The 17431-nt window shown below is 45.7% G+C and carries 7 protein-coding genes; all 7 read right to left on the bottom strand.

Annotation, left to right across the window (positions count from 1 at the left end; genetic code table 11):
* Positions 1 to 238 precede the first annotated feature (238 nt).
* Positions 239 to 2518: a hypothetical protein gene (locus DWX23_RS20755; RefSeq protein ID WP_122375864.1), complete on the bottom strand. Its 2280-nt coding sequence runs from the start codon at positions 2516 to 2518 to the stop codon at positions 239 to 241.
* A gap of 12 nt (positions 2519 to 2530) precedes the next feature.
* The gene (locus tag DWX23_RS20750) at positions 2531 to 4771 is read right to left on the bottom strand and encodes a hypothetical protein (protein WP_122375863.1); all 2241 of its coding nucleotides are present in this window, start codon (positions 4769 to 4771) and stop codon (positions 2531 to 2533) included.
* 92 nt (positions 4772 to 4863) lie between these two features.
* On the bottom strand, positions 4864 to 6768 hold the full coding sequence (locus DWX23_RS20745) for a right-handed parallel beta-helix repeat-containing protein (RefSeq protein ID WP_122375862.1): 1905 nt from the start codon (positions 6766 to 6768) through the stop codon (positions 4864 to 4866).
* A 99-nt stretch (positions 6769 to 6867) separates the two neighbouring features.
* Positions 6868 to 9135, bottom strand: a complete 2268-nt coding sequence (locus DWX23_RS20740; protein ID WP_122375861.1) for a hypothetical protein — start codon at positions 9133 to 9135, stop codon at positions 6868 to 6870.
* 11 nt (positions 9136 to 9146) lie between these two features.
* Positions 9147 to 11882, bottom strand: coding sequence for a glycoside hydrolase family 38 C-terminal domain-containing protein (locus tag DWX23_RS20735; protein ID WP_158607107.1), 2736 nt, complete (start codon positions 11880 to 11882; stop codon positions 9147 to 9149).
* Positions 11883 to 11917: 35 nt separating this feature from the next.
* Positions 11918 to 14176 carry a GH92 family glycosyl hydrolase gene (locus DWX23_RS20730; RefSeq protein ID WP_233587714.1) on the bottom strand — a complete coding sequence of 753 codons (2259 nt, stop codon included), beginning with the start codon at positions 14174 to 14176 and terminating at the stop codon, positions 11918 to 11920.
* 35 nt (positions 14177 to 14211) lie between these two features.
* The gene (locus DWX23_RS20725) at positions 14212 to 17190 is read right to left on the bottom strand and encodes a LamG-like jellyroll fold domain-containing protein (protein ID WP_122375858.1); all 2979 of its coding nucleotides are present in this window, start codon (positions 17188 to 17190) and stop codon (positions 14212 to 14214) included.
* Positions 17191 to 17431: the final 241 nt, after the last annotated feature.

Below are 17431 nucleotides of genomic sequence, written 5' to 3'. Positions count from 1 at the left end.
ATGCAACAAAAACAACGACATTTATTGTCTAACAAACAATATCTATACATAATCATCCTTCATACAATAAGCCTATACACTTTCTGTATCTCGGAAAACACCTGATAGACAGATATCCTTAAGGCATCAGGAAACCTATATCATTAAAAGTAGCACTATAGTGCCAAGGTATATAGCACTACTATGCCAACGTCCTTCACACTATAGTGCTATACCACTCAATACTATTGTGTTATTTTCAATACCCTTCCGCTCTTCGTAAAACAAACGATTCTACCTTATCGCCATTGGCAAGACGGTACAACGTCCAACTATTTCCGTCTTCACCGGCCTCCAGTCTCCAGTCGTAGGACGGATCCCTGAGAAGTTTCTTTATCTGCCGGGGGAAAGCATTCGCCCTACGAGCATCTTCCCAAGTTCGGATGGCTTTGAATATCTTCTCCTTCTGCGGACAGCTTTCCACATCTTCCTGGTTGATCGCCAGGAAATAGGTTGCACCGTATCCGACTGAGATGGCCTGCACATGTTCATATTGCTCCACAGTAGAAGTATCTTTTATAGCAAAATTACCTCCGAACGAAACCGGATAATAATTCGAATAGGTCACGTCACGCAAGTCTTTTCCCTGACTGGTCGCACTTCCCCATTCGCGGGTATCGATATCATACAGGTTACGTCCGCCACCTACATTCCAGACGCTCTGGTAATGCCAGGAGCCTTCCGACAATGTGGCGCCGGAGAAACGGATATAAGGTACATCCAGTTCTTTCGCCCTTTCAAACATTTTACGGAAGAAGCGTTTGGCAGAATAATAACCGTGTCCATTGTTGAAAAGAAATTCCTGTCCGTCGAAGTCATAAAGTGTCAGGCCGCTATAGGCTGCCACCTCTGCATAATACTCGGCGATCTTATCCTGAAGGGCCAGGTCCGGGATCAAACCGTCATAACCGTAGTTGATAGTTACCTGCAACTTATAAACCGTTTCATTTGCCTCATGGGAAGCAGGCTTCGTGCCCCAATATCCCCGGGTTACATTCTGCAAAGTATAAGGGGCCGTTTCGGATACCCCCAGATAATGGATCAGTTCCTTTCCTATTTTTATTATATTCAAATCCTTGCAATGGCCTTCCCAACTGGCGATCTCCTCCAGGTATTTCGGATCATCCACCACTATCACGGTATCTTTCGCCGTGATACTCTTCATCAGGGTACGTTTCTGCTGGTAACATAAACTGTCGCTCGGTACAGGACTGACATCCATTGTGCCGGGTGCCAGCGAGTTGGTTATACAAACCCGTCCCAACATCAGCCCTTGTTCCGCTGCCAGATCGGCAAATTCACGATGTGATTTATTACCGGAACTAAAACGGAAAGGTTTCTTTGCCTGGTCCTTTCCGTCCAGATATCCCGCGTTCGCACGGTCGGGACGTAAAAATCCCTGGTCGTAGGCATGGATGGCAGGGAAACCTAACCGGGCGGTATACGAAATAATGCTATCATAGCGGTTACCGCTGGTCATTACATCCGGACTAAAGGCTGCCGGATCCTTGACCCATTTGCCTTTTACGGTCGGATAAGGTAATCCCTCCGAGAGGACAATATTTTGAATCACATCCAACAGCGCCGTACTGTCCGGACTCCCCCACAAAGCTACGGAAGAGCCGATAAAATCGACACCCGGTATAGGCTCCACATCGATATGATTCGGAATGTTTGCCGGCATGTTCGGGATCAGGGAATAAAAGACCTGGCGCGGTTTCGACCGATCACGCGACTGATAATTGAGATAAATGCGTCCGAGGCTATCCACCAAAGCTGCATTTCCGTACATGATCCGGTAATAAGGTTCCTTATTGGCATAGAAAGCGACATCGCTGATACCATTCCCTCCCAGGGTAAACACCTGTCCTTCATGCAGGCTGTCCGGTAACGGGTAGCGTTCTTTATCGGGCGTATGAATGATATACTGGAAAGGGGCGGCATCGCCTTCGATATCAGGTGTACCGCCTAATGTATTGTCGTCGAGTGCCAGCACACCGATACTGTAATTCACTACATCGCTGGTATCGCGGGCCACACCGATAATTTCACCTAACAGATTGGTTATATTCGTATAGTAAGTTCCCCACTGGATTGCATCGATACCATTTCTCGGCTCCAGGCTATTCAATGTCAGTTTGAAATATTTACCGCAGGGTTGCAAAGCCACTTCCGCAACAGAGCCATTCGGGTATTCCAACGTGAAACAATTGGTCGTTTCATTGAAAAAAGCACTCCGGGGCGTGTAATATACTTTCTTCTCACTGTCGTACAATGACATCAAGGGAGAAGGTTTATCGGCAGGACTGAACTCGCGGTTAGGAGATACGGTCGTATTCTTCATACTCGTTATATACCCTTTATCATTCACACCGATACTAAAATAGTCGGTATTGAAATCCCAGGTCTTTCCGGTCGTGCAACTGAAAAGAAGCAGAGAGGCGGCACACAATGAAAGGATCTTCTTATATTCTGTCATAAGAGTTTATTATTAATTTGTTTTTAGTTTATAGTTTACGGACTTACCCGCCTTTACCGTCACTTTATCTTTCCATTGCATGAAAGCGTTATCACCCAACGGACGGGCAGACTCCTCTGCATTCTCTGCAAAGATCGTTACGGTAGCATCATAAGCGGTCGGATTCGTGATTTGCAGAACCAATTGCTTATTGCTCTGCTTTACAATTTTAGCTTCCACATGATCAAAGACGTAGAGTGAACCGATATCCGTCCGCACGTAGATACCGGGGATTTCCAACGCCATCATCGCTCCGTTTGTTTCATTCCATCCGGTCTTGCCGCCATCTCCGCGCGAACCACGGCTGTCGGCATCACAATAAGTCAGACGCTCCGTGATCTTACCATTCGGTTGTACGCCTTCCGCATGGGCATGAATCACGTCCCGAAGTAACTCGGCATAAGACATATCCCCGGTAGAACGGTATAACTTGAACAAGGCGTCTCCTGACTGTGTACAAAAACCCGGGGCCCCGTGTTTATTCTGCGTGCTTGCCCAAACGGCACCGGTCAGATTCGCACCGAGTTTCGCTAATGGAGTATCTTCCGGCAGACGGTAAGGGAAAGAAACGGTCCAGGTGGCGCACAGGTTTGCCAGATCCCCGGCTTGTTTCAGATATTGTTCTTTTCCGGTTATTTCATAAAGAGTCATTAAAGAAGTGAGGAGAGCAACTGCCGTTTCCGAATCTGCATTTTGCAGGATATCCCCACAGCCACCGGAAGTAAAGCCGACTAAAGCAAAATTATCGTAATAGTCTGCCGCTGCCTCGCAAGCCACTTCCAGATAAGCCGGATTATTATAATACCCGGAAGCCAAAGCCAATCCGGCAACAGCCATAGCGCCGCTCGTCGTGTTATAGACAGCCACATTACCGGTTTCCACATCCAGATAATTACCCCATGTACCCTGTTTTTTCCAGGTATTGACAAAAGCATCCGCCAGCAGACGCACATTCGTTTCCCATCCGGCGTCGATAACATTGGCTTTTCCCTGTTCCTTCAACAGCATAAATTGCTTGACCATCCAATAAAGCACATCCCCGTTTTTACGTGTCAGGCCGATTCCCGGATTCTGACTTGCTGCATCACGGTTCAACACCTTCCCGTCCGAACCGAGAACATCATAGTAATAACCACTTTTCCCTTTGGCACGGGGCAGTCCGAAGTCGAACGTGTTTTTCACCTTCCGCAAATGTTCCGCATCTCCTAAGGCCAGCATCGGATAGGTATTCATTAAACCGCCGATCCAGCCATAAGAGATCCAGTCTGCATTTTCCGGACAATAATACTCCCATTGGTCACCTATATAATAACGGTCATCGATATTTCGCACCATCCGGGTCAAGACCTCGCTCATCGGCATCAGATTACGGGGGGCTTCTCCTCCTGTATGCAGCTTACGATCTTTCATAAAGCGGGTCAGCAATCCGGGAACATCTTTACAAGGGAAAGTGATCTCGGTAACCCGAATAACGATCCGGTCGCCTTTCTTTACCTGTATACCCCGGTCAGGACTTTTGCTGAAACCGATAAACTCCGGTTTACGCTCCCTTACCCCCGGAGCACTGACGACAAAAGAGGCAACACTGCGATCAGGCGTTTCTTCAACGATCAGGGCATGGTCCAATAGCTGCCTGTTCCATTCGATACCCTGATCGGTCAATAAAATCGTTCCGGACTTCTTCCCCCGTTCCAGCATCGCCATGGCAGGAGTTGCCGTGTTACTTATATTGACTTCCAGGCGTGAAATAGCCCCGAACTCCGGAGAAAGCTGAGGAATCGGATTAGAGGTCAAAGCCAGATCTTTCCTGTTATAATCCGTTTTATCGAGGCCTGTCGCATACGAACGGTTTACAATACGCTGTCTGTTACCATTGTAGACAGAAGAAGGGATCATCACATAGTTGTCGCTGGTCCAGCCATACCGGTCGAATGCGACCGCCACACCGGCATCGCTTATATCCCGCTTGGCTGTAAAAGAAAAAGTATATGTTTTACCACCATTGGCAGCTACTTGTTCCGTGCGGACTTCCCAGTCAGAGCCGGAACCTATTTCTTCACAATGCTTCAACTCTGCATCACTGTAGGAACACTCCAGCAAACGAATGTTTTTATTCGTGTTCATCACGCCAGGTAACCAGGAAGCCTGTGCAGTCACTTCTGCATACCCTCCCGCCAGAAGACCGAGAGCACATAAGATAATCGAGTTTTTCATTTCTTTATTTTTCCTATATTAATGACAACGGCTGATAAGCCTTCATATTAATTGTTATTCTATTTTGTTTCACCGGAAAAGCTTCTCCCCGATCAACGAGCACATTCGGCATTAGGCCACACTTTTATACGTTTGGAAGAAGGTAAACTTTCTACCGGTCCCACAACCGGAAATGCAGAACGTTCTTTACCGAAAAAGTCTTTCTCCAGTTTGAAAGGAGTACCGTCAAAGTTCTCAAACGGGAATCCCGTCAGTTGGGTAATGCCCAGACGGTCGGCATCAATACCTTTTCCTTTGAAAGAGGTTAGTTCCTGTAGATTAATGTCGCTTACAAGATATACTTCGCCATCGACCGTTTCTTCCACCTTAAGTTTCGGATCGACTGTCTTTTCCACCCAATCCTGCGTCTTGTTCGTCATAGGCAGGGATCCGTTCAGGAACAGGTTGTTCTCTGCATAGATCGGCCGTTGAGATACATCGAACACTACCATTCCATATTTCAACTTACTGTTATCGCCACCAATGAAGATATTATTATAGAAACGATGGTCACCTTCAGTAATAGTCCGGATACCTTTCACTTCTGTTGAATGGTTCAAGTGATACGGAGTGTAGCGTTGATCGTCCAGACGGTTGATATCTCCTGAAAAGATATTATGCAGGTATGCGCCTCCATCGGTATTCTCCTGTATTGTGCGTGGTGAAAGTGAGATATTATTATCTACGATATAAGGACCGTGAGAAACTTCAAAAAATAAATCCTGCGCCAGATTATCATATAGCAAATTGGATGATACCCGGGCACCCTGTGCCATCCAGTCTAACCAAATCCCATAATTACCGGATTTATGAATCCGATTATGGTGAATATAAGTATCTATCGCACCATGCAATTTGATACCGGCCATTTCAGCGCCACCAAATTGCTGCTTTACTAAGATATTATAAATATGATTCCCATAGATCTCACTGAACGCAGCCCCCATACTTCCACAAATACCGGTCTGTTCGCAATCGGAAATGATGTTATTCCGAACGATATGGGAACCGACGTTCTCTTTACTCCATCCGCGACGCAGCGTGTTAAATATAACTTCCACATAATGTAACGTACCATCCAAACGCTTGTCGTTACATTCCAGATTATGTCCGCTGGCACGTTCTTTACCCAGAGTAATACCGTTGGCACGGGAATTCTTAATAACATTATTTTCTATAATCCAGCCCTTACACCAATGTGTAGCGATCATACCGACCTGTTCAGCCGTCGGAGCAGCCCACTGAGTAGCAGCCTGGCTCACATAGAAACCACGAATCGTGATGTAGTCCAACCCCTCACGAGTCGGATAGAAGCAGGTAGGGCGAACCGAAACCTCTACTGTTTCCTTATTCGGATCGACATTGCCAAAGTTTGCGTAAATGGTTGTATTATCAGCATCCACCTCGGCAAACCATACATTCGTATATCCCTGTGGATCACGGATCGTACGAAGTGTATCCGGCGTAAACACCTTCTCCAGGCTGAATTCTTCATACAGCGAAACATCGTTCAGATAAACATCTCCCGTATGATGAACCCGTTCGGACCATAGCCAGTCACCGAACAAACGGTCGTTGAACGGGTTATAATTTCCAAAGAATGTATTCGGTAGTACGACCTTCCATACCCCTTTACCTTTCTTCTCTTTTTTCCAGCCCGTTACCAATTCCGACCCTTTGATTTCTGCTTTTTCACCATCAGCCACCCGATACAGGATACGTTTTCCCTCTCGTTCCCCGCCACTCAGCGGATTCACCCATTCACGATAAGTACCGTTATGTACCGTAACCGTATCTCCCGGCAAAGCCTTTTGGGCTGCCCAATTAATTGTTTTGAAAGGGGATGAAACATCACCGTTATTGGCATCACTTCCTTTTACCGACACATGATATTCTTTGGCTGATAACATATTTACGCACAGACAGAACATCGAGATGAAGCATAGTATCTTTTTCATGGTTTAAATATTAATAAGTATCACATCTATTTGATGACGCAAATATAAAGGCAGCTATTCCCATATAAAATAGCAAATAGCTGCCTATTCTGTGGATTATTATTGCTTATTATCGGTACATAAATCAAAAGAACAGACTTTCTGCCCATTCTCCATTTGGTAAAGAGTCCAACCGCTATTGTCAGCCTTTGTCTCCAAACGCCAGCTTAGTGCCGGATTCTGTAACATCTTTCGGATATATGTTGGGAAAGCATTTGCCCGGCGAGCTTCCTCCCAGGTACGGATCACATGGAAGATAGCATATTTCTGCGGACAACTCTCGACATCTTTCTGGCCTAAAGTCATGTTGTAAGTAACCCCATACCCTATAGCAGTGGCTTCAATATGCTCGAAATCTTCCACGGTGGTGTTCTGCGTTATCGGGAAATTAGCACCGAATGAAGATGGGAAGAAATTGGCATATGTAACATCCCGAAGATCCTTTCCTTGGCTTGTGGTTGATCCCCAAACCCGCTTCTTCACATCATAGATATTCAGTCCACCTCCCACATTCCAAATACTCTGGTAATGCCAAGCACCTTCTGATAAAGTAGCCCCTGTAAAACGAATATCCGGTAAGCCATACGCTTTGGCTTGTGCAAACATCTCCCGAAAGAAACGTTTCACTCCATATCCACCGAAACCGGTATGGAAGAAAAATTCTTGTCCATCATAGTCGAACATACCCAAGCCTGAGTTTTTGCAAATATCTGCATAATGGTGAGCAATCTCGTCCTGAAGTTCCAAATTGGGAATCAAACCGGTATATCCACCTCCTACAGCAGGTTGAAGTTTATCTACAGCATCCCCCTTCGCATGTGTCACGGCCTCAGTATCCCAATAACCACGTGTAACATTCATCAAACGGTATGGTTTTTCTTTGGTTACCCCCAAATAATGGATCAATTCTTTACCGATCTTCACCATATTCAACTCCTTGCTATGCCCTTCCCAACAAGCAATCTCCTCTAAATGCGTAGGATCGTCAATATAGATCAAGGTATCCTTTTCATTTAAATTTTCCGTCAAATAACGGCGGTGTAGGATACAGATACTATCTGAAGGAACCGGGCTGCAATCCTTTGTCCCTGGTGCCATCGAATTGGAGATAGATGTTCTCCCTAAAATCAATCCATCCTTCGCCAAGAGGTCGGCATACTCGCGAGTTGACAAATCACCTGATGTAAAATGATAGCGTTTCTTCTCATGATTAGGACCATCTATATATCCTCCATTCCCCCGATCTGCATGCAAGAAAGGCTGATCGTAGGTATGGATCACTTTGAGCCCCATCTGCTTCACATAAGAAGGAAAACTATCTTGTAAACCACCATAGGTACGCACATCCGGCATGAAATTGCTAGGATCCTTTACCCACTTGCCATTAAACATAGGATGAGGCAGCCCTTCATTCAAAACAATGTTCTCTATAACTTCCATTAAAGCCGTACTATCCGGACTACCCCACAAAGCAATGGATGAACCGATGAAATCTACTTCAGGAACATCCTGACGCATCATGTGGTTCGGTTCATTATTTTGGAAAACAGGATTACCTTCCGGCGAATAAATCATCTTTCCCTTCCGACGGTCACGGGAATGGTAACGAATATGAATTCGACCATTACAATCCACATAAGCCGTATTTCCATAAAGGATCCGATAATATGACTCCTTGCGGTTGTAAAATGCCACATCATTGATACCATCGCCGCCCATAGTGAACTGCTGTCCCTCAACCAAAGTCAATGGCAACGGATGGTTCGCATGGTCGGGAGAATGAGCGATATATCCCGACGGCCCCGTCTCGGATGTATAACGTGCTTCTCCACCGATCGTATTATCATCCAAGGCCAATGCACCAATAGCATACCCCACAGCCGCCGAGGTATCGCGGGCCACACCTATGATTTCCCCCAACAGATTATCGATATTGGTGTAATAGCTTCCCCACTGCACATCGTCAATGCCATTACGAGGCTCCAGGCTCTCTAATTTAAGTTTGAAATACCGGTCCTTCTCATCTAAACAAACCGTAGCTACCGATCCATTTTCATACTCTAACCTATATTTACCATCCCTATAAACGGCCTTTTGCGGATAATAATAACGCTTCAAGTCTTCATCATAAAGAGACAACAGGGGCGACGGTTGGTCTGCCGGACTGAAATTACGGCTTTCGCGCGTCAAGTTCCACATTCCGGTAATATACCCCCGGTTATCTACATCGATACCGAAACGATCTGTTTTGAACGAACGAGATCCTTCCGTTCCGCAAGCTGACAGCAACAAGACTATTGCAGCCAGTGAGATAAAATTCTTCTTCATTATTATTTTAATTAATATATTAAATAACTAGCGGGGGTAAATCCATCCAACTGAATATTAAACGTACCGTCCTGTATCTTGACAGGCTGCCCGCAGGGAACACCTCTCAAATTCACAGGTTGTGCCACTCCGTCTTTCCGGATTGGCAAAGAGACTTCACAGAAACCACTTTCTCCGGTTTCTTCCCAAAGACGTAACAGTTTGCCTTCGCCATCCGGATTGTTACCGTAAGCAGTGACAAGTACCCCTTTGCGTGAGACTTTCACCCCTTCGTTCACCACAGGTAATTTACCGCCGGGACAGGTAGCAATACCTACTTGTAAGGGTAGCCGAGTTTCCCAAGCGGGAATAACCAGACCGGATGCATCGTCTGCACTTGCCTGGTTCACCCATAAACGAACTTCCGTAGTCAGGTTGCCATGCCAGAAAGAGGTAAAGTTGGTATTCCAGCGATTGTTAAACAGGTTAAAATAGACATGTGACCGAGGGTTTTCATATTTATCCGCAAAGTGCATAAAGTTTAGATCACCCAGTTGAGAAGCCGGAGCATCCAGTGCACAAATACCGATCGAATACTCCTTATCCTTTATCATCAATCCCGAGTTCGACCAAATGTAATTGAATTGGCTACCTTCTATCAGATCTTTGGCCGGATCTATCACCGAACCCAGGCGACCGATACGGTATTCCGGTTCCACTGTCCGGAAAGGCAATGCAATCCATCCGGCTTCCGGCTCTTCGGTGGCCGGTTTGTTGACAACCGACAGTTTGATATCGATATAAGGCATATCTTCGTAAAGTGTCACCTTCAGACCAGCCGTATGCTTTTCCTCCCCTACCGAAGCCGGTGGAACAAGAATCGCCTGAATAGATGATTTATGATCTTCCACATACAACTCCATCCGACGCACTGATTCATGTACTCCTTTTGTCCGATCGTCGAGATAAGAACTCTTGCCGGTGATCCGGTAATGTGAATTCTTATAACCGTCGTAAATATACTCTTTCAGATATTGCAGCGATTGTTTCTTGTCATAGCGTTCGTAAACGTATGAACCGAAGCCGTCTTTGGCACGCGAATCGACCAGTTCACGGTTATTCACCTTATCCCAGATACTCTTTATACAACCGCGCGACTTGTCGAATGCTACTTTATACCACTGGTTTTCGATAAAACCCTCACGTTCATTTCCCTTCAATGTTGTTTTCTCTTCAGCCGGTCCTTCTTTAGTCAAAACAAATGTTTTATATCCGTTGGCCGGAATATCCTCTACATAGAATGTACCCAACCGTTTCGAATCAGCACCATATACTTTCAACTTATGAATGCGGTCGGAATCCACTTCTTTCACATACGCGTCCTGGATAGATCCTTGCGTCGGCAAAGCAAAATTCACTATACCGCCACGCATCCAAGGCAGCGGATTGTATACCACGAAACGAAAGCCATCCTGCGCCACGTTCTCTGCCAGGGTATAAAGCTCGTTTTCCAGTTCCGGACGCAACACCTTTTCCGCATCCTCGATATAACCGATATGCTCTTCCCACGACTCTACCATGCGGGCATAATTGGGAGTCAACCCTGAAACATAGTTCTTATGCCATTCCTTGCCCACCAATCCGGGGATGAAATGTTGATCCGCCAATCCCCAGGTATGTTCACCGTACATCAAACTCTTCTCGTAAACAAATGCCAGATCCTCATCGATCTCATACGGAATAATGCCCCACTCCTTTCCTTGTGTATGCAAGGTTTCCAAAGCCGGTATCAACGGGCGTATCCGGCGAGCCTTTTGCGTGGCCTGCGGGTTTGACATCACACCATGTACCCAACTATCGGACATGTCTCCGCGTACCACCGGTAGTTCCGGATTCTCTGCCAAAATAGCATCCGCGAAATCAGACATCTTACCGATATGTATTTTAGCCTTCGGATACTTTTCCCTGATATGCGCAATCACTTTCTCCACCTCTTCAGCTGCAGGAGGTCCGGCATTGTCACCTGCATGTACGAATGTCAGCCACGCCTTGTGCTTCCATCCATCAGGCGGGAATACACCGCCGCCGTATCCTTCGGAAAACATCGTCAGTACTCTTGAACCGTCCGGTCCTTCCCACCAGAACAGCTCGGGCACCTGTACCACCCGGTTAGTCGGATTTGAACCGAAATGGAAGAACTTAATCCCGGCATGATGCAGGATCGTCGGCAGTACCCAGGTATGTCCGGGTACATCCGTCATCTTCCCGTCGGTAGGAAGCGGCAGGTTATATCGGCGTGCCAAAGAGGAAGAATATCCCAGTCCACGTACCAGGTCTTCCACTTCAAGTGTTCCCGTATGTGTAGTGAAAGGGAGAGCATGCGTCACCAGGTTACCATTTTTCAACGCCCGTTCAATGCGCAACCGGCGTTCGGGCGACTGTCTGTCCCACAACATTTGTTCCAAAGGCCAACCGGGAACGGTCCAGGCAAACTGAGTATCTTTCAACTTATCTGCATTCTTATCCATTACATCCATTGCTTTATCGATCATGGAAGTACGGTATTCATGCACAACATCGCGTGCCAAGGCAGAATAGCCTATATCGAAATGGCTTTTGAATACCAGATAAAAGGTCATTTCCTGATTCGAGGTTTGTTCCACCTCATCATTCTTATGTTTCTTATAATTATCTGCTTGTGCACAAAGCTGACCAACAGATAAAGAAAACAGGCAAAGAAGTGCCATCGGTAATTTACATAATCTCATATACATACTTCTATTGTGTTTATTCACATACTTCATCAGATCTTTTCTCCCTCTTCCTTCATTTCAAAGAGGAGCTCGCCGCCTTGCAACACCTCTTCAAAGGTGATATACGTTCGGTTCAAACGCTGTCCATTCAGAAAGACCTTGTCCACATACATATTCTTTTCCGACAAACGAGTTGCTTTGATAACAAACTCTTTTCCCGAAGACAGCTTGATTGTCGCCTTTTCAAATAAAGGAGCTCCCAATTCATATTGTCCGGAAGCCGGATCCATCGGATAGAAACCTAACGAACTAAAGACATACCAAGCACTCATTTGTCCGGTATCTTCATTTCCGCAAATACCTTCCGGAGTATTATCATACAGGGTAGTCAACACCCGGTTGACATACTTCTGCGTTTTATCGGGACGTCCCACCCGGTTATACATATAAATGGTATGGTGTCCCGGTTCATTGCCATGTGCATATTGCCCGATCAATCCGGAAATATCTCCGGAGATATTTTCCCCGCGCAATTCGGAAGACATGGTGAAAAGAGAATCCAGCCGGGCCTCCAATGCCTTTTTACCTCCCAGCAAAGTAGCTAAACCCTCCACATCATGAGGCACAAAAAAAGTCCACTGCCAGCCATTGCCCTCACAATAATCATCTCTGCGATGAGAAGAAGCCAGCGGATCGAAAGGCGTACGCCAACCACCATCCGCCAGCCGTCCCCGGGCCAGTAATGTACCGGGATCAATTACATTCCGATAGTTAAGCGAGCGATTTGCAAAGTAACCGACCTCTTTATGTGCACCGATCGCTTCGGCAAAACGAGCCAAAGCATAATCATCGAACGCATACTCCAAAGTACGTGCCACCGACTCCATCTCCATATCACAGGGGACATAACCATATTTTTTATAATTTTCCAAGCCGACAAAATACCCCATGGAATAGCCGCACGTATCTTTCATAGCCGATGCGACCATTGCCTCCAGCGCCAACTGGGTATCAAAACCACGAATACCATTCAGATAAGCGTTAGCTATCACCGGCAACGAATGAATCCCTGTCATTTGATAATTCTCAATACCCCACAACGTCCATATCGGCAATTGACCGGCATATTTGTAATGCTCCAGCAACGTCTTTACATAATCTTTCGCCACATCCGGGTTAAGCATAGCCAACAAAGGGCAAGCCGCCCGAAACGTATCCCAAAAGCCGATCACACCACCATAATAATCGAATCCATCGGTTTGATGTACCTGCCAATCCGGTCCCCTAAAACGATTATCTACATCCGATAATAAGAATGGGTATAACATGACATTGTGCAAAGAAGTATAAAAGAGTTCCTTCTTTTTCGGATCATCGGTTTCTATTTTTATCTGCCCCAACGTACGGCTCCAGGATTCAGAAGCCGACAGCCTCACCTCTTCAAATGTCTTACCTTCGATTTCCGACTGCAGATTGGCTGCAGCCCCTTCCATACTCACCGAAGAAAGTGCTGTCCGGACTTCCAACTCGCCACGCTCGTTCTCAAAAGTAAGTAACGCCTTTACATTTCGTCCTTCAGCAGAAGAAACCTCCTTTATGCGTTGATCATCGACATACAGAGCACAAGCTTTGATAGGGGATGAAAACGTTGAATAGAAATAGACTTGCTGTCTGGGTGTCCAACCGTTCGAAAAACGGTAGCCGCGAATCGTACATGAGTCGACCCACTCGAACGCAGAGGCATACACCGTATCCACATCATGCTCGGTCTGTATGGTACAAGCACTTTCCGAACCATACTTCAAATCGACAACGACCGGTATTTCACCACCGGTATCATACCGATATCGTTGCAGTCCGCATCGACGGGAAGCTGTCAATTCCACCGTCAGTTGTCCGGCATACAAATTGACCGAATAATACCCCGGCTCCGCTTTTTCCTCTTGATGGGATAAAGCCGCCTGATATTGCTTGGAATACAACTCATTCTCTCCTGCCTGGTGATTCAAGGGTAACGGCATAAAAAGTATATCCAAAAAGTCAGCACATCCACCTCCACTTTTATGCAGATGGCTGAATCCTAAAACTGTCGGGTCCTGATAATGGTATCCGGCTCCATACGGGCGAGTATCCGCACCTATCTGCATCATTCCGAATGGCACAGAGGCAACAGGAGCAACCCTGCCCTCTGAAGCTGTACCAATCCATTTATTGACATAGCGGTTATTCGATTCTCCAACCTCCTTGCATCCTGTTGCCAACAGAGCGTAAACGCTTCCACTAATCAGTAATAATATAAACTTTTTCACGCTTATCTACTTATTTATTCAACGAACCTATACCTTTATTCTTCTATCAGGAACCAGGATACACCCTGCGCCTTTATAGAAACAGGCAATAGTAATTCACTTTGTTGGTTCAACGAGAAACTCTGTTTGTTTCCATCCGAAGCTGTGACTGTTGCTTTTCCCTTCAAACCGGTGTAATAAAGGGGTAAACGCATCTCTTTCGTTATATCCCGGTCTGTCGGATTAAAAACGACCACCATACCTTTATGCTGAATGAAAGGATTTACGTGCATCATGCAATCCAGATCGCGACCAGTCGGACGGCTGACGTGGATAATATCGGAAGTCAATATATCCCGGTATTCCTTAAACCAGTCGATACAACGGGATACCATCTGTTTGGTTTCCGGCGTATCATATAAACGATTTCCACGAATAGTCAGATGGCAACCGCTTCCCAAAAACTGCATTAATTGCGACTCATAACGATCCAGATTATCACAAAGAGGTTCCAACCCAACCCTTGGGTCATTCGTATAAAAACCAACCAACTGCAAAGTCATCCACCCCATTGTCGGGATCTTATGCCAGGTCCCGTCATAAATATATTGACGGCCTAATAACAATTGTTGTTGTGGCGTCAGATTCGCACTAGCTTCCCGGTATCCCATCCCTGTAGAACATTGTCCGTTCAGGAAATACCAGTCCGGTATAGGAATATACATTCCCCTGCGCTGCAGTTCATGGATAACCTCTACTTGCGTTTTCCATTGTTGCCACTGAGAATCTTCCAAACAGACATGGTAAGGATGTACAGTAGAAGCACAAGGGTCTCCATGATACGGACCATCCATATTATAAGTCATCAACCCCGTCTTATCAAAGAACTCCCACATTTTAGAATAATATGTATCTTTCCATTTGCTGGCAATACAAACACTCTGGCCGAAAAGGCTACCCGGTTTTCCTGTTTCCGGATGAATACAATCCACCTCTGCTCCCCGTCCGCGAGACGCCACCTGTAATTCATATCCTCCCATTACAATACCACGTTCTTTTGCATAGGAAGCAACCCTGCGCCATAATTGCACATAAGCAGAATCCAGATTATCATGACTGATGCCAGGCCAAGCCATAATGTCCAACTGTTCGAGTCCCAATTCGGCCATCTGGTCGATAAACCCTTTCAATTTCGTTTCATCATGTGAAGTAATACCTCCGGAGATCAAAGACTCGGTTGTCTGAGGAGCCAGCTTTTTATACATCCGCCGATGCCCGAGCGATTGCCGCTCACGATCATCACTATCCTGCAACAATTCGAAAGTGATATACGATTTGAACGGAACCTCTTTACTTACTTTCGTACAAGGCCCCATAGGAAGTTTGCTCAGTAATAAATTATGATGTGGGAATCCCAGGAACTTATCCTCTGCTTGATTATGACTGGCCCAGGTGTTATAGTCTTTATCGACTGTCCATTTTGTAGTAGAACTTCCCACATGATATGCCTTGGGAGTACCGGCATAGTGCATCAGGGCACTTCCTTCTATATCGGCATTGACCAATGCAAAAGAGAAATCACTTTCCACATGAATACGTTTCACCTGATCCTGATTGACAGCCAAGACTTCACATTCCATGTCATTCAACAAAACAGCTTCTTCCCCCTCATTGACCACCTCGATCCATTTGGCAATCAAAGGTAGTCCCTGGTAAATTTCATAGTTGACTTTCACCTTCACGTCTTTTACATCCACCATACTTTCGGTCGGGATGAAAGTCATTTCCATACGTAACCCCTTAGCCGGCCAATCTGTGGGAACGGCATTATATTTCGGAGTCCACGGATAACGTTTCAGCGGAAGACCGGTTTCCACCTTTTCAAGCGTAAATGCCAGATCGGAAGCTTCCATTTCCGCATACCAGCTATCCAATAAATAAGATAATTCCGGCTGTCCTTTCAATCCGCCGACCTCATACCATACACTATCAATGCAAACACGTGCTTCCGGTTTTACCGCCCGTAAAAACTCTGCCTCATTCGAATGATTCTTATACCCGACGCAGGCTATATTTTCACCGACATAAAAAGTACGGGAGACTAAACCGTTATTCAACTGAAATTTGGATGTCAATCCATCTTCCGATTTCTGCACGAACAAACAGGCCGGCTCTTCTACCTGATTGATCAACCAATCCTTTTCCTGACGAACATCGGGTAGTTCCGTAACAATCTTCTTGCCCGCACTCGCCTGTTCCAGTTGTTGCACCAAGACACGGCGTTCGGTCAGGCGTTGCTTGCTTATCTCTTTTATCTTTTTATAATCCAATAGGAAATCGGATTCCGGATTGAACTTCCCGGTGGCAAAAGTGCTGTATCTTACTTCATATATTTCACCGTAAAAAGCCTCTTTTCCCTCTTCCGAAACAGCAATAGAAAAATGAGGTGCTATTGCCTTTGTAGGTTTGAATGTTCCGGTCTTTTTCCCGTTCATCCAAACGGTTCCTTTCCCCTCTTCCATCACCATCGCCAGATGTGTCCAGGCGTTAGGTAAAACCTCTCCGATTTCAACACGTCCCGAACCACCGGAAATCAAATACCAGTGTCCTCTCCTATGAACAAATACATATCCTTCCTTGGCAGTTCCATTGGAAAGCAATACCTGTGCCTGGTCTTTTTCCTTCTCGCCCTGTTGAGTATCCAACCGGGGTTTTACCCATATTTCCAATACCTGATTTTCTGCCGGAGAACCGAACGCCCCTTCCAGTTTATATCCATCGCCGTTTCCATTAAATAAAATTCCCCCTTCGCCCTTCATCTTCTTGTCACCGGGAGCATCGGCATAGAAAACAGGCCGCCCTATCGCAAACAGTTCTCCTTTTCCGGTTACCGGTGTCAATTTCTCCGGTGCCACAGCATACGTGACATTGCCGGACTTTCCGAAATTATAATGTACAACTGGTTTTACTTTAGCCTCTGCAAACAGACATAGAGTTATCAACGCAGCCACCATTGTCATCCTTTTCAAATTCATAGACATTTATATTTTTCCGATTAGAATTAAATTAACTTTCACTGTTCATTTATATAAAATACACTTCTTGTACCTAAAACATTTAGTCAAATAGAGTTAAAAAACAAAAAACAGGTAAAATAGTGCAAATATACAAGCAATCATCCCCATCCTAAATAGCAAAAAAATTGCCTATTCTGTGGATTATTATTGTTTGTAAGCTTTCATCGATACATAAAAAAAGGAGTGTCTTCCGACACTC

It is taken from the genome of Parabacteroides sp. AF18-52 (genome assembly GCF_003479145.1).
Lineage (GTDB): Bacteria > Bacteroidota > Bacteroidia > Bacteroidales > Tannerellaceae > Parabacteroides > Parabacteroides faecis.
This window is presented reverse-complemented; position numbering and strand designations above follow the sequence as displayed.

Bases quoted from the DNA above. Each gene is read 5' to 3' on its own strand.
- DWX23_RS20755 (WP_122375864.1), bottom strand. From the start codon at position 2,518: ATGACAGAATATAAGAAGATCCTTTCATTGTGTGCCGCCTCTCTGCTT.
- DWX23_RS20750 (WP_122375863.1), bottom strand. From the start codon at position 4,771: ATGAAAAACTCGATTATCTTATGTGCTCTCGGTCTTCTGGCGGGAGGG.
- DWX23_RS20745 (WP_122375862.1), bottom strand. From the start codon at position 6,768: ATGAAAAAGATACTATGCTTCATCTCGATGTTCTGTCTGTGCGTAAAT.
- DWX23_RS20740 (WP_122375861.1), bottom strand. From the start codon at position 9,135: ATGAAGAAGAATTTTATCTCACTGGCTGCAATAGTCTTGTTGCTGTCA.
- DWX23_RS20735 (WP_158607107.1), bottom strand. From the start codon at position 11,882: ATGAGATTATGTAAATTACCGATGGCACTTCTTTGCCTGTTTTCTTTA.
- DWX23_RS20725 (WP_122375858.1), bottom strand. From the start codon at position 17,190: ATGAATTTGAAAAGGATGACAATGGTGGCTGCGTTGATAACTCTATGT.